Below are 24,924 nucleotides of genomic sequence, written 5' to 3' on the forward strand. Positions count from 1 at the left end.
ATCGACGTTCCGGCGCTCACCGCGTACGTCGAGGAGCGCCTGCCCGCGTACATGGTGCCCTCGTCGATCATGGTGATCGACCACGTTCCGCTCACCCCGGTGGGCAAGCTGGACCGCAAGGCGCTGCCGGAGCCGGTGTTCGCGACCGAGGTCGTGTTCCGTGCGCCGCGCACCCCGGTCGAGCAGACCATCGCCGAGGTGTTCGCCGAAGTGCTCGGCGTGGAGCGGGTCGGCGTGGACGATTCGTTCTTCGCGCTCGGCGGCGACAGCATCGTCTCCATCCAGCTGGTCTCGCGGGCCAAGGCGCGCGGCGTGGTGTTCACCCCGCGGCACGTCTTCGAGCAGCGCACCGTGGCCGGACTGGCCGCCGTCGCGGAGACCGCCGAGGCGGCCGAGGCGTCGGCCGTGACGCTCGCCGAGCCGCCGGGCGGCGGTATCGGTGCCATGCCGTTGACGCCGGTGGTCCGGTTCATGGCCGAGCGGCGCGGCTCGTTCGGCCGGTTCAACCAGACGCTGGCGCTGGAACTGCCGGTCGGCATCGATCGTGCGGGAATCGCGGCGACGGTAAGCGCCGTCATCGATCGGCACGACATGCTGCGGGCGAGCCTGCGCCGCGACGGCGACGACTGGGTCGTCGAGACCGCCGCACCGGGCACGGTCGAGGTGGACGCGCTGATCGATCGCACCGAGTTCGACGCGGGCGTCAGCGATGCCGAGCTGGTCGAGATCGCCTCGGCCGCGTTGGACGAGTCGCTGGACCGGCTCGATCCGGCCGCCGGCGTGGTCATCCGGTTCGTGTGGCTGGAACCCTCCTCCACCGACCGCGCCGGACGACTGATCGTCGTCGCGCATCACTTGGTGGTGGACGGTGTTTCGTGGCGCATCCTGGTGCCGGACTTCGTCACCGCGTGGGGGCAGCGCACCGCGGGCCAGACGCCCGAGCTGGTCGCGCCCGCGACCTCGATGCGCGCGTGGGCGCACGCCCTGGAGCGCGAGGCCGCCAGCCCGGAGCGGGTGGCCGAACTGGACTACTGGCGTTCGGTGGCCGGCACGCCCGATCCGCTGCTGACCGAGCGTCCGATGGATCCCGAAGTGGACACCTCGGGCGTCATCGAGAAGCTTCCGGTCGAGGTGTCCGCCGAGGTCACCAAGGCCCTGCTCACCACGGTTCCGGCGCTGTTCCACGGCGGCGTGAACGACGGCCTGCTCACCGCGCTGGCGCTGGCCACCGCGAAGTGGCGGGCACGCCGGGTGGCCGCTCGCGGCGAGGACTCGCTGCTGATCCGCTTGGAGGGCCACGGCCGCGAAGAGGACGTGGTGGCGGGTGCGGACCTGTCGCGCACCGTCGGCTGGTTCACCGCGATCTACCCAGTCGCCTTCGACCTGTCCGGCATCGACGTGGACGCGGCGTTCGCGGGCGGGCCCGCGCTGGGGGCGGCGGTCAAGGCGGTCAAAGAGCAGCTGCTCGCCGTGCCGGACAAGGGCATCGGCTACGGCCTGCTGCGCTACCTGAACGCCGAGACCGCGTCCGAGCTGCCGCGCGAACTGCCCGGCCAGGTGAGCTTCAACTACCTGGGCCGCGTCTCCGAAGGTGACGTGCCCGAGTCGCTGCGCGGCTTCGGCTGGATCCCGGCACCGGAACTCGGCACGCTGGGCGGCGCTTACGACGCGGACATGCCCGCGATGGCGCCGCTGGACGTGAACGCGATCGTGGTCGGCGACAAGCTGACCGCCACCATCGGCTATCCGTCCACCCTGCTGAGCGCCGCCGACGTGCGCGAGTTCGGCGAGCTGTGGACCGCGGCGCTGGAAGCTGTTGCCCGCCATGCCAATTCGACCGGCGCCGGTGGACACACCCCGTCCGATTTCGCGCTGGTGCGCAGTACCCAGCGGGATATCGACGGCTGGGAGCAGCGCTTCGGAGCGCTGGCCGACGTCTGGCCGCTCTCGGCGCTGCAAGCCGGTCTGCTGTTCCACGCCCGCCTCGCCGCGAGCTCGGTGGACGTCTACACCGCGCAGGCGGTGCTGACCCTCACCGGACGGGTGGACGCGGCCCGGTTGCGTTCGGCCGCACAGGCTTTGGTGGACCGCTACGAGAACCTGCGCACCGCGTTCGTCACCGACCGCGACGGCAACCCGGTGCAGATCGTGCTGGAGGGCGTCCGGGTGGCGTGGGCCGAGCACGACCGGACCGAATCGGGTTCGGCGGCCGACCTGATCGAGGCCGACCGCATGCGGCGGTTCGACTTGACCGCGCCGCCGCTGATCCGCTTCACGCTGATCCAGGTCGCGCCCGACCGCTGGCAGTTCGTGGTGTCCAACCACCACATCCTGCTCGACGGCTGGTCCATGCCGCTGCTCATGCGCGACCTGCTGGTGCTCTACGCCGCGCACGCGGACAGCTCCGCGCTGCCCGCCGCCCGGTCCTACCGCCACTTCCTGGAATGGACCCGGCAGCAGGACCACGCGGCGTCGCTGGCCGCATGGGCGGACGCGCTGCGCGGCGTGGGCGAGCCGACGCTGCTGGCCCGCCCGGACGCCGGTCGCGAGATCACCTCGCTGTCCGGTGAGTACTTCTTCGACCTGGACGAGGCGGCCACCGCGCGGCTGACCGCGCTGGCCGCATCGCTGGGCGTCACGCCGAACACCGTCCTGCAGACCGCGTGGGGCATCGTGATCGGCCGGATGACCAGCCGCGACGACGTGCTGTTCGGCACCACCGTCTCCGGGCGTCCCGCACAGCTGACCGGCGTGGAATCGATGGTCGGCCTGTTCATCAACACCGTTCCGGTGCGGGTGCGGTTCGATCCGTCGGAATCCGTGCGCGACTTGCTCACCCGGACCCAGGGCGAGCAGGCCGACCTGCTCGACCACCACTACGTCGGGCTGGCCGACATCCAATCCGCCGCGGGCGTCGGCGGACTGTTCGACACGCTCGTGGTGTTCGAGTCCTACCCGGTGGACGCGGCGGGTCTGCAAGCGCAGGCCTCCGACATCGACGGCATGGCGGTGGTCGGCCTCGATGCGGCCGACGCCACGCACTATCCGCTGACCTTGATCGCGCAGCTGGATTCGCGGCTGCGGGTGCGCGCGGGCTACCTGCGTGACCTGTTCGACGAGCAGACGGTGCACCGCATCGCCGACCGACTGCTGCGGGTGCTCACCGCGATCACCATCGAGCCCGACGTCTCCGTCGGCGACATCGAACTGCTCGACAACGCCGAGCGCGAACTCGTGGTGTCCGGTTGGAACGCCACCGAATTCGATGTGGCCGCTGCCTTGTCGGGTCGCTCCGCAGGCTCCGCTCCCATCGCGACGCTGGTCTCGATGTTCTACGACCAGGTGGAAGGCACCCCCGACGCGACCGCGATCACGTTCGAGGGGACAAGTCTGTCCTACGCCGAGTTCTCCTGGCGGGTGAACCAGCTGGCGCGCTGGCTGATCGCCCGCGGAGTCGGCGCGGAATCCTATGTGGCGCTGGGCATGCGGCGTTCGATCGATCTGGTTGTCGGCATGTACGCCGTCGCCGTGGCCGGTGGCGCCTACGTGCCGCTGGACCCGGATCACCCGGCCGAGCGCACGGAATACATCCTCGCCACGGCCGATCCGGTGTGCGTGCTGACCTCCGGCAGCGATCTGGACATCGACACCGCGCAGGTGCGCATCGACCTGCTCGACCTGAAGGGGCTGTCGGAGGCGCCGATCACCGACGCCGACCGCCGTGCGCCGCTGCGTCCGTCGAACACCGCGTACGTGATCTTCACCTCCGGTTCGACCGGCCGCCCGAAGGGTGTGGCGGTCCCGCACGGGGCGATCGTCAACCGGCTGGTCTGGATGCAGACCGCCTACCAGCTGCGTGCGGATGACGTGGTGTTGCAGAAGACGCCCGCGACGTTCGACGTGTCGGTGTGGGAGTTCTTCTGGCCGTTGCAGATCGGCGCTCGCCTGGTGGTCGCGAAGCCGGACGGGCATCGCGATCCGGCCTACCTCGCCGAGGTGATCAGCGCGGAACGGGTGAGCGTCACCCACTTCGTGCCATCCATGCTCGCGGTGTTCGTGGCGGATGCCGCTGCGGCGCGGTGCGCTTCGCTCCGGTTGGTGTTCGCCTCCGGTGAGGCGTTGCCGCCGAAGCCCGCGCACCGGTTGCGTGAACTGACCGGCGCCGCGCTGCACAACCTGTACGGTCCGACCGAGGCCGCGGTCGACGTCACCTTCCACGAGGTCATCGACTCCGACACCGAGACGGTGCCGATCGGCGCTCCGGTGTTCAACACCCAGGTCTACGTGCTGGACGCGCGTCTGCGTCCGGTTCCGGTGGGTGTCGCGGGTGAGCTGTATCTCGCGGGCGCCCAGCTCGCGCGCGGTTACGTTGCGCGTCCGGACCTGACCGGCGACCGGTTCGTCGCCAACCCGTACGGGGAGCCCGGTGCGCGGATGTACCGCACCGGCGACTTGGTGGCCTGGACCGAACAGGGTGAGCTGGAATACCTGGGCCGCACCGACTTCCAGGTGAAGCTGCGCGGTCTGCGCATCGAGCTCGGCGAGATCGAGTCGGCGCTGACCGGGCTGGACGAAGTCGCCCAAGCGGTCGTGGTGGTGCGCTCGGACGCGCACGCCGGCGATCAGCTCGTCGCCTACGTCATCGCGGCGCCGGACGCGCAGCTGGACACGGATCTGGTCCGGGAGGATCTGGCGCGGCAGCTGCCCGCGTACATGGTGCCGTCGCTGGTGATCGTGCTCGACGAGTTCCCGCTCAACGCCTCCGGCAAGCTGGACCGCAAGGCGCTGCCCGCGCCGGTGTTCGAGGCCGCGGTGTTCCGCGCCCCGACCACGCCGGTCGAGGAGATCGTCGCCGCCACCTTCGCCGACGTGCTCGGCTTGGAGCGGGTCGGCCTGGACGACGACTTCTTCGCCCTCGGCGGCAACTCGCTGTCCGCCACCCAGGTCGCCGCGAGGCTGTCCGCCGCGCTGGACACCGACCTCGGCGTCCGCGAACTGTTCGAGGCGTCCACGGTGGTCGCGCTCGCGGCCCGCGCGGAGACCAAGGCGGGCGCGGGTGCCCGCGCGGCGCTGGTGCCGCAGCAGCGGCCCGAGCTGGTCCCGCTGTCGCTGGCGCAGCAGCGCATGTGGTTCCTCAACCGCTTCGACCCCGACTCGGCCGTGGACAACATCCCGGCCGCGGTGCGGCTGTCCGGTCTGCTCGACCGGCAGGCGTTGCAGATCGCGGTCGCCGACGTGCTGGCCCGCCACGAGTCGCTGCGCACGTTCTACCCCGAAGTGGACGGCACCGCGCATCAGCAGACCGTGCCCACCGCCAAGGTCATCCCGGACCTCACCCCGATCGACGTCACCGAAGCACAACTGCCGCAGGCGCTTTCGGAGCTGGTTGGCACCGCGTTCGACGTGACCACCGAGGTGCCGTTCCGTGCCAGGCTGTTCGAGATCAGCCCGACCGAACACGTGCTCGCCCTCGTGGTGCACCACATCTCGGCCGACGGCTTCTCCATGGGGCCGCTCACCCGTGACGTGATGACCGCCTACGGCGCCCGCGTCGACGGCGGCGAACCCGCCTGGCGTCCGCTGGAGGTGCAGTACGCGGACTTCGCGCTGTGGCAGCGTCAGGTGCTCGGCGCCGAGAACGACCCGAACTCGGTGATCGCCGAGCAGATCTCGTTCTGGTCGGACACCCTGCGCGGACTGCCCGAGCAACTGGATCTGCCCGCCGACCGGCCGCGCCCCGCGGTCGCCTCCGGCCGCGGCGCCACGCACACCTTCGAGATCGACGCCGAAACCCACGCCCACCTCACCGAACTCGCCCGCACCAAGGGCGCGACGCTGTTCATGGTCGCGCACACCGCGCTCGCGGTTCTGCTGTCGCGTCTGTCCGGCGAGGACGACATCGCCATCGGCACCCCGGTCGCCGGTCGAGGTGAGCGCGCGCTCGACGACCTGATCGGCATGTTCGTCAACACTCTGGTGCTGCGGACCCCGATCGAGAGCGACGCGACGTTCACCGAACTGCTGCGCTCGGTGCGCGCCACCGACATCGCGGCCTTCGGCCACGCGGACCTGCCGTTCGAACGGTTGGTGGAGATCCTGAACCCGGCGCGGTCGCAGGCGCGGCACCCGCTGTTCCAGGTGATGCTGTCGTTCCAGAACACCGGCCAGACCACCCTGGAGCTGCCCGGTCTGACGGTGAGCGGTGTCGATCTGCCGATCGACGTCGCCAAGTTCGACCTGCAACTGGTGCTCTCCGAGCGCGGCGCCGCGCCCGCGGGGGCGACCAACGGCACGGGTCCTTCCCCCGCCGGTATCACCGCCGAGCTGATCTACGCCACCGACCTGTTCGACCCGGACACCATGGCGGAGCTCGGACGGCGCTTCAACCGGTTGCTGAAGGCCGTCGCCGCTGAACCGGATCTGCCGATCGGCGATATCGCGCTGCTGGACGAGCAGGAGACCCGGCAGGCGCTGCGCGGCTGGAACGACACCGCACGCGACCTCGGCCCGGTGAGCACGCTGGTCGAGGAGTTCGCCGCGCAGGCAGCGGCCACACCGGACGCGATCGCGGTTGTCGACCCGGCCACCGGAACGTCGCTCGCCCACCCGTCGCCCGACCACCACCCCTCATCGAGTCGCTCCGCGACGCTGACGTATGCCGAATTCGCCACCCGCGTGCGGCGGCTGGCGCGTCGTCTCATCGAGGCGGGCGTCGGCCCGGAGACGCTGGTCGCGCTGGGCATGCGCCGGTCGGTGGATCTGGTCGTCGCGGCCTACGCGGTGCACGCCGCCGGTGGCGGCTACGTGCCGCTGGATCTGGACCAGCCCGCCGATCGGGTGCACTACGTGCTGGATTCGGCCGACCCGGTCTGTGTGCTCACCACCGCGCGCGACGCGTTCGACGGTGCGGGCCGCGCCACGCTGCGCGTCGACGAGCTGGACCTGTCCGGATACTCCGACGCGCCGATCACCGACGCCGAGCGCATCGCGCCGCTGCGTCCGCAGCACCCGGCGTACGTGATCTTCACCTCCGGCTCCACCGGCCGTCCGAAGGGCGTCGCGGTGCCGCACGCCGCGGTCGTCAACCAGATCCGCTGGATCACCGGCGAATACGGCATCGGCGCGGACGATGTCGTGCTGTTCAAGACCCCAGCGACCTTCGACGTCTCGGTGTGGGAGCTTTTCGGCCCGCTGAGCACCGGCGGCCGCATCGTTGTGGCGAGCCCGGACGGCCACCGCGACCCGCAGTACCTCGCCGAGGTCATCGCGGCCGAGCGGGTCACCATGACCTCGTTCGTGCCGTCCATGCTGACCGTCTTCGCCGGCGGCATCGACCCGGCCGACGCGGAAGCGCTCGCCTCGCTGCGGACGCTGTTCGTCGCCGGTGAGGCCTTCACCGCCGAGGCAGTGGTGGCGATCCGCCGCGTGAGCGACGCCGCGCTGTACAACCTGTACGGCCCCACCGAGTTCACCGTGCACGCCACGCACGGCCCGGTCGCCGACCAGGTGGACGGTGCTGTGCCGATCGGCCTGCCGGTGTGGAACGCGCAGGCGTACGTGCTGGACGCGCGCCTGCACCCGGTGCCGCCGAACGTCGCGGGCGAGCTGTACCTCGCCGGCGACCAGCTGGCCCGCGGCTACGTCGGCCGCGCCGACCTGACCGCGGATCGCTTCGTGGCCAACCCGTTCGGCGCGCCGGGCGCGCGGATGTACCGCACCGGTGACCTGGTCACCCGGGACGCCACCGGGGCCATCGAGTACCTGGGCCGCACCGACTTCCAGGTGAAGCTGCGCGGTCTGCGCATCGAGCTCGGTGAGATCGAAACCGCGCTCACCGCGCACGAAACGGTCGCGCAGTCGGTCGCGGTGGTGCGATCCGACGCCCGCACCGGCGATCAGCTGGTCGGCTACGTGGTGCCCGCGAACGGCGCGACGGTGGACGTCGAGCAGCTGCGTGCGCACCTGTCCGGGCAGCTGCCGTCCTACATGGTGCCCGCCGCGATCGTCGTGCTCGACGCCATGCCGCTGAACCCCAACGGCAAGCTGGACCGGCGCGCGCTGCCCGAACCGGCCTTCGAGGCACGGGAATTCCGCGCGCCGTCCACCCCGGTCGAGGAGATCGTGGCCGACACCTTCGCCGAGGTGCTCGGCCTGGCCGAGGCCGAACGCGCCGTCGGCTCGGACGACGACTTCTTCGATCTGGGCGGCAACTCGCTGATCGCCACCCAGGTGGTCGCCAGGCTCGGCGCGGCGCTGGACACCAGGATTCCGGTCCGCGTGCTGTTCGAGGCTCCCACCGTGGCCGCGCTGGCCGCGCGGGTGGAGGCGCACCAGGGCAGCGGACGCCGCCGCGAGCTCGTCGCGGGTCCGCGTCCGTCCCGGATTCCGCTGTCGCTGGCGCAGCAGCGGATGTGGTTCCTGAACCGGTTCGACAACCGGACCGCGGTGAACAACATCCCGCTCGCGGTCCGGCTCACCGGAACCCTGGACACCGACGCCCTGCGCCAGGCCGTCGCCGACGTGGTGGACCGGCACGAGGTGCTGCGCACCGTCTACCCGGAGACCGCCGACGGTCAAGGCGTGCAGGTCGTGCTGCCCGCCGGGCAGAGCGCGCTCGATCTCACCCCGATCGAGGTCGCCGAGGACGAGATCCAGGAGCGGATCAGCGAACTGGTGCTGACCGGCTTCGACGTCACCACCGAGGTGCCGGTGCGGGCGCAGCTGTTCCGCATCGCCGGCTCGATGGACGGCTCGCAGCCCGACACGCACGTGCTGGTGTTCGTGGTGCACCACATCTCCGGCGACGGTTGGTCGGTGCGGCCGCTGGCCCGCGACGTGATGGTGGCCTACTCGGCGCGCTCCCGCGGCGAGGCGCCCACCTGGGCTCCGCTGCCGGTGCAGTACGCCGACTACGCGCTGTGGCAGCGCGAAACGCTCGGTTCGGAGAGCGATCCTGGCTCGCTGATCGCCCAGCAGGTCGCGTTCTGGTCGCGGCATCTGGCCGGTCTGCCGGAGCAGCTGGATCTGCCGTCCGACCGCTCGCGTCCGGCTGTGGCGTCCAACCGCGGTGGCGTGTACGAGTTCTCCCTCGACGCGCGGCTGTTGCGCGAGCTGAACGCGCTGGGCCGCGCGAACGGCGCCAGCCTGTTCATGGTGGTGCACGCGACGTTCGCCGCCCTGTTGTCGCGTTTGTCCGGCAGCGACGACATCGCCATCGGCACCGCGGTCGCAGGCCGCGGCGAGGCGGCGCTCGACGACGCCATCGGCATGTTCGTCAACACGCTGGTACTGCGCAGTGCGGTCGATCCGGCGATACCGTTCACCGAACTGCTCGCGCGCACCAAGGACACCGATCTCGCGGCGTTCGCGCACGCGGACCTGCCGTTCGAGCGGTTGGTGGAGATCCTGAACCCGGCGCGGTCGCAGGCGCGGCATCCGCTGTTCCAGGTGATGCTGTCGTTCCAGAACACCGGCGAGGCCGCGTTCGAACTGCCCGGGCTCGACGTGGCCGGTGTGCCGCTGGACGTGGTGACCGCCAAGTTCGATCTGCACCTCAACCTCGCCGACCGGTTCGCCGCCGACGGCGCCGTCGACGGCATGACCGCCGAATTCGCTTACGCGACCGACATGTTCGACGTCGACACGATCGCGGGCATCGCGCAGCGCTTCGTGCGCATGCTGACCGCGATCGCCGCGGATGCGTCCGTGGTCATCGGGGACGTCGAGCTGCTCGACAGCGTCGAGCGCGCCGACGTCGTCGAGCGGTGGAACGCCACCGCGCACGCGGTCGACCCGGCCGCCACGCTGGTTTCGATGTTCACCGAGCAGGTCGAGCGGACCCCGGATGCGCCCGCGGTGACGTTCGAGGGGACAACTCTCTCCTACGCCGAATTTGCGGCCCGGGTGAACCGCTTGGCCCGCCACCTGATCTCGCTGGGCGTCGGGCCGGACGCGATGGTCGCGCTCGGCATGCGCCGCTCGATCGATCTGGTGGTCGGCATGTACGCGGTGAGCGTCGCCGGTGGCGCGTATGTGCCGCTGGATCCGGATCATCCGGCCGACCGCACCCGGTACGTGCTCGACACCGCCCGTCCGGTGTGCGTGCTGACCACCTCGCGCGACGGGTTCGACGCAGGGGCGACGCGGGCGATCGAGATCGACGTGGTGTCGCTGACGGGCTACTCGGACGCGCCGGTCACCGACGCGGACCGTCGTGCGCCACTGTGCCCGGCCAACACCGCGTACGTGATCTTCACTTCCGGTTCGACCGGCCGCCCGAAGGGTGTGGCGGTCTCGCACGCGGCGATCGTCAACCGCCTGGTGTGGATGCAGGACGAGTACGGCCTGGACGGCAGCGATGTGGTGTTGCAGAAGACCCCGGCGACGTTCGACGTGTCGGTGTGGGAGTTCTTCTGGCCCTTGCAGGTAGGTGCGCGACTGGTCGTCGCCAAGCCCGACGGTCATCGCGACCCGGCGTACCTCGTGCAGGTCATCACCGACGAGCAGGTCACCACCGCGCACTTCGTACCGTCGATGCTGTCGGTGTTCGTCGCGGAGGAGCGCGCGGCCGAATGCACCAGCCTGCGCAACGTCTTCGCCTCCGGTGAGGCGTTGCCCGCGGTGACCGCGCAGAAGTTGCGTGAGCTGACCGGTGCGCGGTTGCACAACCTGTACGGTCCGACCGAGGCCGCGGTCGACGTCACCTTCCACGAGGTGACCGAGGACGACGTGGTGTCGGTGCCGATCGGTGCTCCGGTGTTCAACACGCAGGTGTACGTCCTGGATTCGCGCCTGCACCCCGTGCCGGTCGGTGTCGCGGGTGAGCTCTACCTGGCGGGCGCGCAGCTGGCTCGCGGGTATGTGGCGCGTCCGGATCTGACCGCGGATCGTTTCGTGGCCAACCCGTTCGGTGCGCCTGGTGAGCGGATGTACCGCACCGGCGACCTGGTGTCCTGGACGGCCAAGGGTGAGCTGGAGTACCTGGGCCGCACCGACTTCCAGGTGAAGCTGCGTGGTCTGCGGATCGAGCTGGGCGAGATCGAGTCGGCGCTCACGGCGCTGGATTCGATCGCGCAAGCGGTGGTCGTGGTGCGCTCGGACGAGCGGCTCGGCGACCAGCTGGTGGCCTACGTCATCGCGACCGCGGGCCGTTCGGTGGACATCGACGCCGTGCGTGGGGAACTCGGCGGCGAGCTGCCCGCCTACATGGTGCCCTCGGCGTTCGTGGTGCTGGACGCGTTCCCGCTGAACGCTTCCGGCAAGCTGGACCGCAAGGCGCTGCCCGCGCCGGTGTTCGAGGCCAAGGTGTTCCGCGCGCCGGGCACTCCGATCGAGGAGATCGTCGCGGGGACCTTCGGCGACGTGCTCGGTGTCGCCCGGGTGGGCCTGGACGACGACTTCTTCGAGCTCGGCGGCAACTCGCTGCTGGCCACCCAGGTGACCGCGCGGCTGGGCGGCGCCCTGGACACCCGGCTGGCGGTGCGCGACCTGTTCGAGGCGTCCACCGTGGTGGCGCTGGCCGCGCGGGTCGAGCGCAACGCCGGCTCCGGCCGCAATCGGCCGAGCCTGGAGGCGGGGGAGCGCCCGGAGCGTATCCCGCTCTCACCCGCGCAGCAGCGGTACTGGTTCCTCAACCAGTTCGACACGGCCACTTCGGCGGTGGACAACATCCCGCTTGCCGTGCGGCTGTCCGGCACGCTCGACGTGACCGCGCTGGAGCATGCGATCAGCGATGTGTTCGCTCGCCACGAGGTGCTGCGCACCACCTATCCGCGCTCGGCGGACGGGCCGCATCAGGTGATCCGGCCCGCGGCGCAGTCCGCGGTGGCGCTCACCCCGGTCGAGGTTGCCGAGGAGGATCTGCTCGGCACCGTCATCGCCTTCGCGCTGACCACCTTCGACGTCACCGTCGAGGTGCCGTTGGCGGTCGCGCTGTTCCGTATCGCCGAGAACGACCATGTGCTGGCGTTCACGGTGCACCACGTCGCCGCCGACGGTTCGTCGATGGGACCGCTGGCGCGGGACGTGATGGCCGCGTACGTGGCCCGCGTGCAGGGCGAGGCGCCGCAGTGGCAGCCGCTGCCGGTGCAGTACGCCGACTACGCGCTGTGGCAGCGTGCGGTGCTCGGGTCCGAGGACGACCCGGAATCGCTGGCCGCGCAGCAGGTGGCCTACTGGAAGACGGCGCTGGCCGATCTGCCGGATCAGCTGGAGCTGCCCGCCGACCGGCCGCGCCCGCCCGCGCAGTCGTTCCACGGCAAGGCGATTCGCTTCGAGATCGACCCGCAGCGGCACGCTCGCCTGCACGAGCTGGCACGCGCGCACAACGCGTCGCTGTTCATGGTCGTGCACGCGGCATTGGCCGTCCTGTTGTCTCGTTTGTCGGGCACCGACGACATCGCGGTCGGCACCCCGATCGCGGGTCGCGGCGAACGCGAACTCGACGACTTGATCGGCATGTTCGTCAACACCCTGGTGTTCCGAACCGAAGTGAACGCTGGTGACTCATTCGCCGATCTGCTCGGCGACGTCAAGGAACGCGACCTGGAAGCGTTCGCGAACGCCGATGTGCCGTTCGAGCGCCTGGTCGAGGTGCTCAACCCGGTGCGCTCGACCGCGCGCAACCCGCTGTTCCAGGTGGGTCTGTCGTTCCAGAACCTGGCCGAGACCACCTTCGAGCTGCCCGGCCTCACGGTGAGCCCGGTCAACTTCGACTCGCAGCTGGCCAAGACCGACCTGCACGTCACGCTGTACGACCGGTACGCCGAGGACGGCACCCCGGCCGAGATCATCACCGAATTCGGTTACGCCATCGACCTGTTCGACGAGGACACCGTCCAGAGCTTCGCCGACCGGTTCCTGCGGGTACTCGACGCGGTGCTGGCCGACGCCACGGTGCGGGTGGGCGAGATCAACCTGCTCGCGCCACAGGAGAGCGAGCGCATCCTCACCACGTGGAACGAGACGGAATACGACGTCGACGCTCTGCTCGCCGCGCGTTCCGCAGGCTCCACGCGCACCGCGACGCTGGTGTCGTTGCTGGATGCCACGGTGGCCGCGACGCCGGAGGCGGTGGCGCTGGTCGCCGACGAGCCGACCGGTCAGCGGGAGTCGACCTACGCCGAGCTGGACGCACGGGTGAACCGCCTGGCCCGGTACCTGATCGGCCGCGGTGTCGGCCCGGAGGACCGGGTCGCGCTGGCGATCCGCCGCTCCACCGATCTCGTGGTCGCCATGTACGCGGTCGCGAAATCCGGTGCGGCGTATGTGCCGATCGATCCCGATCAGCCCGCCGAGCGGACCGACTACATCCTCGGCACCGCCGCACCGGTGTGCGTGCTGACCACCGGACGCGACGGTTTCCGCACGTCCGCGGCCGACATCGTGCAGATCGACGCCCTCGATCTCGCCGAATACGCCGGCACCCCGGTGACCGCGGCCGAGCGGCGCGGTGCGCTGACCCCGGCGAACACCGCGTACGTGATCTTCACGTCCGGTTCGACCGGTCAGCCGAAGGGCGTCGCGGTTCCGCACGCGGCGATCGTCAACCAGTTGCAATGGAAGACGAGCGTTTTCGGGCTCGGTGCGGACGACGCGGTGCTGTTGAAGACCGCGGCGACGTTCGACCTCTCGGTGTGGGAGTTCTGGTCGGCCGCGGTATCCGGTGGCCGTCTGGTGATCTCGTCCGCCGACGGGCACCGCGATCCGGCGTACCTGAACGAGCTGATGCGCGCCACCGGCGTCACCACCCTGCACGTGGTGCCGTCCATGCTGGACTCGTTGCTCACCGAATCGGGCGGCCGCCTGGCGGCCTCGCTGCGGCGGGTGCTGGCCATCGGTGAGGCGCTGCCCGCCGCGACCGCCCAGCGGTTGCGCCGCGACAACGCCGCGCAGCTGCACAACCTCTACGGTCCGACCGAGGCGGCGGTGTCGATCACCAGCCACCTGGTCACCGACGCCGACCAGACCTCCGTATCGATTGGTTCGCCCGAGTGGAACAGCCGGGTCTACGTGCTCGACTCCCGCCTGCGGCCGGTGCCGGTCGGCGTCTCGGGTGAGCTGTACCTGGCGGGCGCGCAGCTGGCGCGCGGCTACTTCGCTCGTCCCGAGCTGACCGCCGACCGGTTCGTCGCCGATCCGTTCGGCGCGCCCGGCACCCGGATGTACCGCACCGGCGACCTGGTGGCGTGGAACGCCGGCGGCGAGCTGGATTACCGGGGCCGCACCGACTTCCAGGTGAAGATCCGCGGCTTCCGCATCGAGCTCGGCGAGATCGAGGCCGCGCTGCTGCGGCAGGCCACGGTGAGCGCGGCCGCCGTTATCGCGCACCACGATCCGAGCATCGGCGACCGCCTGGTCGCCTACGTGGTGCCCCGGACGGCGGACGCGCTCGACAAGCGCGCACTGCAATCGGCGCTGTCGGCCGAGCTGCCGTCGTACATGGTGCCGTCGGTGCTGATCGAGCTGGACGCGTTGCCGCTGAACGCGAACGGCAAGCTGGACCGCAAGGCGCTGCCGCTGCCCACCTTCGAGAAGGCGGTGTTCCGCGCGCCGGTCACGCCGATCGAGCAGATCGTGGCGAACACCTTCGCCGACGTGCTGCGCATCTCCGATCGCGCGGGTGCTTCCGGCGGGCAGGAGCGCAGCGACCAGGGGAGCGGCACGTCGAAGCGCCTGGGTTTGGACGACGACTTCTTCGCCTGGGGCGGTAACTCGCTGCTGGCCACGCAGGTCGCCGCCCGCCTCGGCGAGGCGCTCGACACCAGGGTGCCGGTGCGCCTGCTGTTCGAGGCATCCACCGTCGCCGCGCTGGCGGTGCGGGTGGAGCAGCACGCCGACCTGGGCGGTCGCCGAGCGCTGACCGCCGGACCGCGGCCGGAGCACATTCCGCTGTCGCTGGCACAGCAGCGCATGTGGTTCCTCAACCGCTTCGACACCCAGTCGGCGGCCTACAACGTGCCGATCGCGGTGCGGTTGTCCGGCGCGCTGGACGTGGCCGCGCTGCGTGCCGCCATCGCCGACCTGGTGAGCAGGCACGAGATCCTGCGCACCGTCTACCCGCAGACCGAGTCGGGTCCGGTGCAGGTCATCCTGCCGCCCGCGCAAGCGGTGCCGCGGCTGGAGGTGCGGGTGGTCGCGCCCGAGGAGATCGAATCCGCCGTGGTGGCGCTGACCTCGACGATCTTCGACGTCACCACCGAGGTGCCGATGCGGGTCGCGCTGTTCCAGATCGCCGACGGCGCGCAGACCGCGGCGGACGGCTCGGTGGACTACGTCCTGGCCATGGTCGTGCACCACATCTCCGGTGACGGCTCGTCGGTCGGCCCGCTGACCAGGGACCTGATGATCGCCTACGCCGCGCGGTCGGCGGGCGAGGCGCCGAACTGGGCGCCGCTCGCGGTGCAGTACGCGGATTACAGCATCTGGCAGCGTGAGTTGCTGGGTAGTGAGGACGATCCGGAGTCGTTGGCTGCCAAGCAGGTCGCGTATTGGCAGCAGGCGTTGGCCGATCTGCCGGATCAGTTGGATTTGCCGTCGGATCGGCCGCGTCCTGCGGTGCAGTCGTTCGCTGGTGGCAAGGTCGAGTTGCGGGTGGATGCCCGGACTCATCAGGCGTTGATCGAGTTGGCGCGTGCTGAGGGTGCGACGCTGTTCATGGTTGTGCACACCGCGTTGGCGGTGCTGTTGTCTCGTTTGTCTGGGACTGATGACATCGCGATCGGTACGCCGATGGCGGGTCGTGGCGAAGCGGTGCTGGATGACTTGATCGGTATGTTCGTCAATACCTTGGTGTTCCGTACCCGGGTGGATTCGGGTGAGGCGTTCACCGATCTGCTTGCCCGTCAGCGTGAGACGGATATTCAGGCGTTTGCCAATGCTGATGTGCCGTTCGAGCGTTTGGTGGAGGTGCTCAACCCGGTCCGTTCGACCGCGCGGCATCCGCTGTTCCAGGTGGGTTTGTCGTTCCAGAATCTGGCGCAGGCTGCGCTGGAGCTGCCCGGTTTGAGTGTGTCGGGGTTGGATATCGATACCGAGCTGTCGCAGTTCGACCTGCACCTGATCGCGACCGACCGCTATGACGACGCGGGCGAGCCGGAGGGCATCACCGGGTTCTTCACCTACGCGACCGATCTGTTCGACCGTGAGACGGTGCAGGGCTTTGTGGATCGGTTCGCGCGTTTGCTCGGTGAGATCATCGCCGCGCCGCGCACGCCGGTGGGTGACCTGGAACTGCTCGACGCCACCGAGCGGACCCAGCTGATCTCCGGACGCAATGCGACCGAGCAGCCGGTGGACACGTCCGCGACGCTGGTGTCGCTGCTGGACGCCACCGTCGCGGCCGGGCCGAAGGAAGTCGCGCTCGTCACCGACGACGGTGAGTCGATCACCTACGGTGTGCTCGACCAGCGTGTGAACCGCCTTGCGCGGCATCTCGTCTCGCTCGGTGTCGGACCGGAGTCGCGGGTCGCGCTCGCCTTCCGCCGTTCGGTCGATCTGATCGTCGCGATGTACGCCGTGGCCAAGTCCGGCGGCGCATACGTGCCGGTGGACCCGGATCAGGCTGCCGAGCGCACGAGCTACATCCTCGAGACCGCGGCACCGGTCTGTGTGCTGTCGAATGCCGACGCGGAGTTCGAGACCGATGTCGCGCCGCTGGTGCGGATCGACGAACTGAATCTCGGTGCGGTGGATAGCACACCGCTGACCGATGCCGACCGGGTCGGGCCGTTGCGTCCGGAGAACACCGCGTACGTGATCTTCACCTCCGGTTCCACCGGTCGCCCGAAGGGTGTCGCGGTGCCGCACGGGGCGATCGCCAACCAGTTGCAGTGGAAAACCACCGAATTCGGTCTCGACGCCGCGGACGCGATCCTGTTGAAGACCGCGGCGACGTTCGACTTGTCGGTGTGGGAGTTCTGGTCCGCGGCGGTCTGCGGTGGCCGCTTGGTCATCGCTTCACCCGATGGTCATCGTGATCCGGCGTATTTGAACGAGCTGATGGCGCGGGAGTGGGTCACCACCCTGCATGTGGTGCCCTCGATGCTCGACGCGCTGCTGACGGCCGGGATGCCGAACTCGTTGTGGCGTGTATTGGCGATCGGTGAAGCCCTGCCGGGTTCGGTCGCGCAAAGGTTCCTGCGCGAACATCCCCGTACCGAGCTGTTCAACCTTTACGGTCCGACTGAGGCGGCGGTGTCGATCACCAGCCACCGGGTCACCCTCGCCGATGAGACATCCGTGTCGATCGGTGTGCCGGAGTGGAACAGCCAGGTCTATGTCCTCGACTCACGGTTGCGGCCGGTTCCGGACGGGGTCTCCGGTGAGTTGTATCTGGCGGGTGCGCAGCTGGCGCGCGGTTACTTCGGTCGCGCGGACCTGACCGCGGATCGGTTTGTCGCTAACCCGTTCCAGCCGGGTGCACGCATGTATCGCACCGGTGACCTGGTCGCCTGGAATGCCAACGGTGAACTCGAGTACCGGGGTCGTACCGACTTCCAGGTGAAGATTCGTGGTTTCCGTATCGAGCTCGGTGAGATCGAAGCCGCCCTGCTGGCGCTGCCGCAGGTCGCGCAGACCGCGGTGATCGCGAAGTCCGACCCCAAGACCGGCGATCGCCTGGTCGCCTACCTGGTCCCGGTCGATCCCGACGCGGGTATCGAAGTGGCGCAGGTGAAGACCGAGCTGACCGCGGGCCTGCCGTCGTACATGGTGCCTTCGGCGTTCGTGGTGCTGGATGCGTTGCCGTTGAATGTCAACGGCAAGCTGGATCGTAAGGCGTTGCCGGAGCCGGAGTTCGAGGTTCAGGCGTTCCGTGCGCCGTCGACTCCGATCGAGGAGATCGTCGCGTCGGTGTTCGCCGAGGTGCTGGGTGTCGAGCGTGTCGGCGCGGATGACGATTTCTTCGCGTTGGGTGGTAACTCGCTGCTGGCGACGCAGGTCGCGGCACGGATCGGCGCGGCACTGGACGCCCGTGTCCCGGTGCGGGTGCTGTTCGAAGCCTCGACGGTGGCCGGTCTGGCCGCGAAGGTTGAGCAGCATGCGGGTGCTGGTGGGCGTCGTGCTCTGGTGGCTGGTCCGCGTCCGGAGCGGATTCCGTTGTCGTTGGCGCAGCAGCGGATGTGGTTCCTCAACCAGTTCGACACCGCCTCCGCGGTCAACAACATCCCGGTGGCTGTGCGGCTGACCGGCGACCTGGACGTCACGGCGCTCCAGCAGGCGGTCGGCGACGTGATCGCCAGGCACGAGACCCTGCGCACCGTCTACCCCGAGCAGGGTGGCGCGGCGCATCAGGTGATCGTGCCCGCCGACCGGGCCGTACCGGATCTGACACCCGAAACCGTCGCACCCGAGGACATCCGCCATCGGATCGTCGAGGTGGTCTCCGCCGGATTCGACGTGACCACCGAGATTCCATTGCGGGCCAAGCTGTTCCGCGTCGCGGCCGAAAGCGGTGGTGCCGACACCACCGATGCGTCGGGTACCGAGTACGTCCTCGTGTTCGTCGCGCACCACATCAGCGCGGACGGCTGGTCGATGGGCCCGCTGACCCGCGACGTGATGCTGGCCTACGCCGCCCGCTCGGCCGGGGTGGAACCGGGCTGGGCGCCGCTGCCGATCCAATACGCCGACTTCAGCCTCTGGCAGCGTGACGTGCTCGGCTCCGAGACCGATCCGGAAAGTTTGATCTCGCAGCAGGCCGAATACTGGCGCGCCGCGCTGGCCGGTCTGCCCGACGAGCTCAACCTGCCCGCCGACCGGCCGCGTCCGACGACGCAGTCGTTCGCCGGTGGGCGCGTGGTGTTCCCGATCGAGGGCGAGCTGCACCGCATGCTCACCGAGATCGCCAGGGAGCAGAACGCGACGCTGTTCATGGTCGTGCACGCCGCGCTCGCGCTGTTCCTCGCGCGCATGTCCGGCACCGACGACATCGCCATCGGCACCCCCATCGCGGGCCGCGGCGAAGCCGAACTCGACGACGTGATCGGCATGTTCGTCAACACCCTGGTGCTGCGCTCGCACGTGGACGGCGACCTGTCCTTCGGCCAGTTCCTGGCCCGGACCAAGGACGCCGACCTGCAGGCGTTCGCGCACGCGGACCTGCCGTTCGAGCGGCTGGTGGAACTGCTGAACCCGGAGCGCTCCACCGCGCGGCATCCGCTGTTCCAGGTGGCGCTGTCGTTCGAGAACCTGCCCGAGAGCAGCTTCGAGCTGCCCGGACTGCACGTCGGCGCGGTGGATTTCGACGTCGACACGGCCAAGTTCGACCTGTCGCTGACCATCCGGGAGGCCGGGGAGAACCCCGACGACGCGGGCATGTACGCGGAATTCTCCTTCGCGCGCGACCTGTTCGACGACGAGACCGTGCGGGTGTTCGCCGAGCGCTTCACCAGGCTGCTCACCGCGATCGCCACCGACCGGGAGACTCCGATCGGCGACCTGCCTCTGCTTGATCCGGCGGAGTACCACTTGCTCACGCACGTGCACGGCGAGGACGTCATGGCCACCGGCCTGCTGCCGGACCTGCTCCAGCGCGGCGCGCGACTGGACCCCGAGCAGATCGCGGTGCGCTACCAGGGCCGCTCGATCACCTACCGCGAACTCGACGAGTACTCCTCGCGCCTGGCGCGGGTGCTCATCGCGCGCGGTGTGGGACCGGAGCGCATCGTGGCGCTGTCGTTCCCGCGTTCCTACGAGATGGTCGCCGCGTTCTGGGCGGTGGCGAAGGCCGGCGGCGCGCATGTGCCGATCGACCCGACCTACCCCGAAGACCGCATGCGGCACATGGTCAACGACTCCGGCGCGGTCATCGGTATCACCGCGAGCGAGTACGTGGATCAGCTGCCGCGCGAGGTCGAGTGGCTGCGGATGGACGATCCGGAGTTCGGTGCGCTCGTCGAGAGCCAGTCCGCCGCGCCGGTCACCGACGCCGACCGGATCTCCTCGCTGGCGATGCGGCACCCGGTGTATGTGATCTACACCTCGGGTTCGACCGGTATGCCCAAGGGCGTCACCGTGACCCACGCGGGCATGGGCGGCCTGGTCGGCGTCGCGACCGATCTGTACCAGCTCGAGTCGCACCACCGGTTCCTGCACATCTGCTCGCCGAGCTTCGACCCGTCGGTGCTGGAATGGCTGTGCGCCGCCTACACCGGCGCCACGCTGGTGGTCGTGCCGTCGACCATCATCGGCGGCCCGGATCTGGCCGAGCTGCTGCGCACCGAGCGGGTGACGCACACGATCATCACCCCGGCGGTGCTGGGCACGGTCGACCCCGAAGGCATGGAGGCGCTCGAGGTGGCCTCCGTCGGCGGTGACGTCACCACGCCGGAACTGCTGGCCAAGTGGTGGCCGGGCCGGAAGTACTTCAACGCCTACGGTCCGACCGAGACGACGATCATCTCGTCGTACGCCGCGCTCACCCCGGGCAGGCACATCACTATCGGCCGCCCGGTGCGGGGTATGTCGGCCCTGGTGCTGGACAACCGCCTCAACCCGGTGCCGCCGGGCGTCGCGGGTGAGCTGTACCTGGCCGGTGGCGCGCTGGCGCGCGGCTACCACAACCGCCCCGACCTCACCGCGGAACGGTTCGTCGCCAACCCGTGGAGCAACGAGGGCGCGCGGATGTACCGCACCGGTGACGTGGTGCGCTGGTACGCCGAACCCGGTGAGCGGGCGGGCAACGCCGCGCTGCCGTCGGTGCGCTGGGAGCTGGACTACGTCGGCCGCTCGGACTTCCAGGTGAAGATCCGCGGCTTCCGCATCGAACTGGGCGAGATCGACACCGTGCTCGGCAGGCACGAAGACGTCGAGTACGCGATCACGCTCGGCCGCCAGACCGCGGCGGGCGCGACGATCCTGGTGTCCTACGTGCTGGCCACGCCGGGCCGCGAGATCGACACCGCAAGGCTGACCGAGTACGCGTCGCGCAGTCTGCCGCCGCACATGGTGCCGACGGCGATCGTGGTGATCGACGAGATCCCGCTGACCCCGGTCGGCAAGCTGGATCGCAAGGCGCTGCCGGAACCGGAGCTGGCCCCGCGCGAGTTCCGCGCACCGGCCAACGAGGTCGAGTCCGTCATCGCCGAGGTATTCGCAGAAGTGCTCGGCGTCGAGCAGATCGGTTTGGACGACTCGTTCTTCGCGCTCGGCGGCGACAGCATCCTGTCCATCCAGCTGGTCTCCCGGGCCAAGGCGCGCGGTGTGCTGTTCACCCCGCGTGACGTGTTCGAGCGGCGCAGCGTGGCCTCGCTGGCGGAGATCGCCACGTTCGGCGCGGGCGCCGAGCAGGCGCGGCTGGAGGAACTGCCCGGCGGCGGTGTCGGCGAGATCCCGCTGACCCCGATCATGCGGCAGATCCTCGCGAGCGGCTCGTCCTACCAGCGGTTCTCGCAGACCATGGCGCTGCGGCTGCCCGACGGCATCGACCGGGAGACCCTGGTCGGCACCATCGCGGCGGTCTTCGACCACCACGACGTGCTCCGGTCGCGGTTGCGCCGCACCGGCGCGGACTGGACGTTCGAGGCGCTGCCGAAGGGTGCGGTCGACGTCGGCGCCTTGGTGCGCCGGGTCGACCTGGCCGCCGACGCCGACGACGCGGAGCTGGCGCGGGTCGCCACCGAGGCGCTGGACACGGCGATGGGCGGGCTCGATCCGGCGAATGCCGCCATGGCGCAGTTCGTGTGGTTCGCCTTCGAGGGTGAGCGGCGCGATGTGCTGCTGATCGTCGCGCACCACTTCGTGGTCGACGGCGTGTCCTGGCGCATCCTGATCCCGGACTTCGCGGTGGCCTGGTCGCAGCTGGTCGCGGGTCAGCCGGTGGCGCTGCCGGCCAATGGCACCTCGATGCGGCGCTGGGCGCACAGCCTGGTCGAGGCGGCGCGCGCGCCGGAGCGGGTCGCGGAACTGCCGTTCTGGCAGGAGGTTTCGGCCACGCCGGACCCGTTGCTCGGCGCCAGGGCGTTCGACCCGGCCGTCGACACGTTCGCCACCGTCGAGCGGGTCGAGGTCACGGTGCCCGCCGAGGTCACCGACGCGGTGCTCACCGCGATCCCCGGCCTCTACCGCGGCGGCGTGAACGACGGCCTGCTGTCGGCGCTGGCCATGGCGGTCGCCCGCTGGCGTGGCGACGGCTCGAATGCGGCGCTGATCAAGCTGGAAGGCCACGGCCGCGAAGAGGACGTGGTGCCCGGTGCGGACCTGTCCCGCACGGTCGGCTGGTTCACCTCCGCCTACCCGGTCCGGCTCGACCTGGCCGGTGCCGACCTCGCCGACGCCTTCGCCGGCGGCGCCGCGCTGGGCGAGGTGGTGAAGTCGATCAAGGAGCAGTTGCTCGCGGTGCCCGACAAGGGCCTCGGCTATGGCCTGCTGCGGCAGCTGAATCCGGAGACCGCGCCGAGCCTCAGCGGTTCCGGTCAGATCAGCTTCAACTACCTGGGCCGGATGTCGGCCGGGGAGATCCCCGAGCAGCTCGCCGAGATCGGCTGGGTTCCGGTGGCCGACCTCGGGCAGCTGGATGTCGACATGGACCTCGACATGCCCGCCAACGCGACGATCGACATCAACGCGATCGTCACCGAGGGAGCCGACGGCCCGCAGCTGGGCGCGTCGTTCGCCTTCCCGACCGGTCTGCTGACCGCCGACCGGGTCCAGGAGTTCGCCGACCTCTGGGTCGAGGCGCTCACCGCGCTGGCCACGCACGCGCGGCGGCCGGACGCGGGCGGCTTCACCCCGTCGGACATGCCGCTGGTGCGGGTGGGGCAGCACGACATCGAGCTGTGGGAAGGGACCTACCCGGCGCTGACCGAGGTGTGGCCGCTCTCGCCGTTGCAGTCGGGTCTGCTGTTCCACGCGCTGATGACCCAGTCCACCGTGGACGTGTACACCATGCAGGCCGTGGTGGACCTGGGCGGCACGCTGGACGTGGCGCGGCTGCGGGCGGCGGCCCAAGGCATCATCGACCGGTACCCGAACCTGCGCACCGCGTTCGTCACCGACTCCGACGGCCAAGCCGTGCAGGTGGTGCTGGATCGGGTCGAAGCGCCGTGGCGCGAGGTGGATCTCACCGAGCTGCCCGCCGAGGCGCGGAACACGGAACTGAAGCGTCAGGTCGCGGTGGAGCGGGCCACGCACTTCGACATGGCCACGCCGCCGCTGATGCGGTTCACGCTGTTCCGCAGCGACGCCGAGCAGTGGCATCTGGCCATCACCACCCACCACATCCTGCTGGACGGCTGGTCCATGCCGCTGCTCATGCGGGACCTGCTGGTGCTGTATGCGGTGCGCGGTGATCAGACCGCGCTGCCGCGGGTGGCCTCCTACCGCAACTTCCTCGGCTGGCTGGCCGGGCGCGACCGGGACGCTTCACTGCGGGCCTGGGCGGCGGCGCTGGACGGCGTCACCGAGCCCACCCAGCTCGCACCGCAGCCCCGGGGCGCGGAGGACTACGAGATCGGCACGCTGACCACCGAGCTCGACGCCGACCGCACCCGCGGGATCACCAAGCACGCCGCCGAACTCGGCGTCACGGTGAACACGCTGGTGCAGGCGGCCTGGGGCATCCTGCTCGGACGTCTCACCGGCCGCGGTGACGTGGTGTTCGGCGCGACGGTGTCCGGCCGTCCCGCCGAGCTGCCCGGCGTCGAGTCGATGGTGGGTCTGTTCATCAACACGCTGCCGGTGCGGCTGCGCATCGATGACCGCCAGACCATCGGCAAGCTGCTGGAACGGCTGCAACACGAACAGGCCGACCTGCTCGAGCACCACTACGTGGGCCTCACCGAGATCCAGCGGGTGGCGGGCACCGGGTCGCTGTTCGACACGCTGATGGTGTTCGAGTCGTATCCGATGGACAAGGAAGCGATTTCGGCCGCCAGCTCGATCGACGGCATGTCGGTGACCGGTGTCGGCGTCAACGACGCCACGCACTACCCGATGACGCTGCTGGTGATGGCGGAGTCCACCATCGAGCTGACCCTGCGGTACCTGGGCAGCCGGTTCACCGCCGACGAGGTCCAGATCCTGGCCCAGCGACTGGTCCGGGTGCTGGATGCGCTGCTCGGCGACCCGGACGCCCTGGTCGGCGACATCGACATCCTGGACGCGGACGAACGGGCGCGGCTGCTGGTCGAATCCGGCGTCGCGGCGACGTCTTCCGCGCCGGAGCCGGTCGGCCGAGTCGGCGCGCACACGGTGGCCAAGGTGCTCGCCGAGGTCGTCGAGGAGGACCCGGAGGCGCCCGCGCTGCTGGCCGGGGACGACGAGGTCGCCTACCACGTGCTGGATCGGCGTTCCTCGCAGCTGGCCAGGTTGCTCATCGATCGCGGTGCCGGACCCGGCGACGTCGTCGCGGTGGCGCTGCCGCGCTCGGTGGACGCGGTGATCGCGGCGTGGGCGGTGCAGAAGGCCGGTGCGGCCTGCCTGTTCGCGGGCGACCTCACGCCGGAGCAGCTCGCCGCCGCGGGCACCGGATTCGGGATCACCCTGCAACCGGTGTCCGACAGCGACATCCGCTGGATAGCACTCGACGACCCACAGGTGCGCCAAGACCTCGCCGCGGCCCCGTCGCACCCGGTGTCCTACGCCGACCGAGTACGCCCGCTCGGCGAAGAACACCCGGCGTTCGTCGTCAGCACGGCAAGCGAGGTCGTCACGCTCTCCCAATCCGAGGCGCTGGCGCGGGCCGAACAGGTGCGCGAGGAGCACGAGCTCACCTACGAGTCGACCACGTACACCACCGCCACCTCCGGCCACCCGGCCGTGCTGGAGTTCCTGGCCTCCGCCACCGCGGGCGCCCTCTCGGTCCTCCCGACCGGCGACCTGGAAGCCGACCTCACCGAAGCCGAGGTCACCCACTGGTTCGTCGCACCGGGCGAGCCGACCGACTCGGCCGGCGACGAGATCACGATCGTCGTCGTGGAGTAGAGA

General features: G+C 70.1%; 1 protein-coding gene (cut by a window edge). It reads left to right on the forward strand.

Annotated features, from left to right (window positions below):
* Positions 1-24,921 carry the 3' portion of a non-ribosomal peptide synthase/polyketide synthase gene (locus tag ACWPXK_RS06515; protein WP_454195066.1) on the forward strand. 18,903 nt of this gene lie to the left of the window's left edge, so 24,921 of the gene's 43,824 nt are visible here — the last part of the coding sequence; the start codon falls outside the window, past its left edge; the stop codon is at positions 24,919-24,921.
* The last annotated feature ends 3 nt before the right edge of the window (positions 24,922-24,924 follow it).

Source organism: Nocardia sp. Marseille-Q1738 (assembly GCF_965283145.1).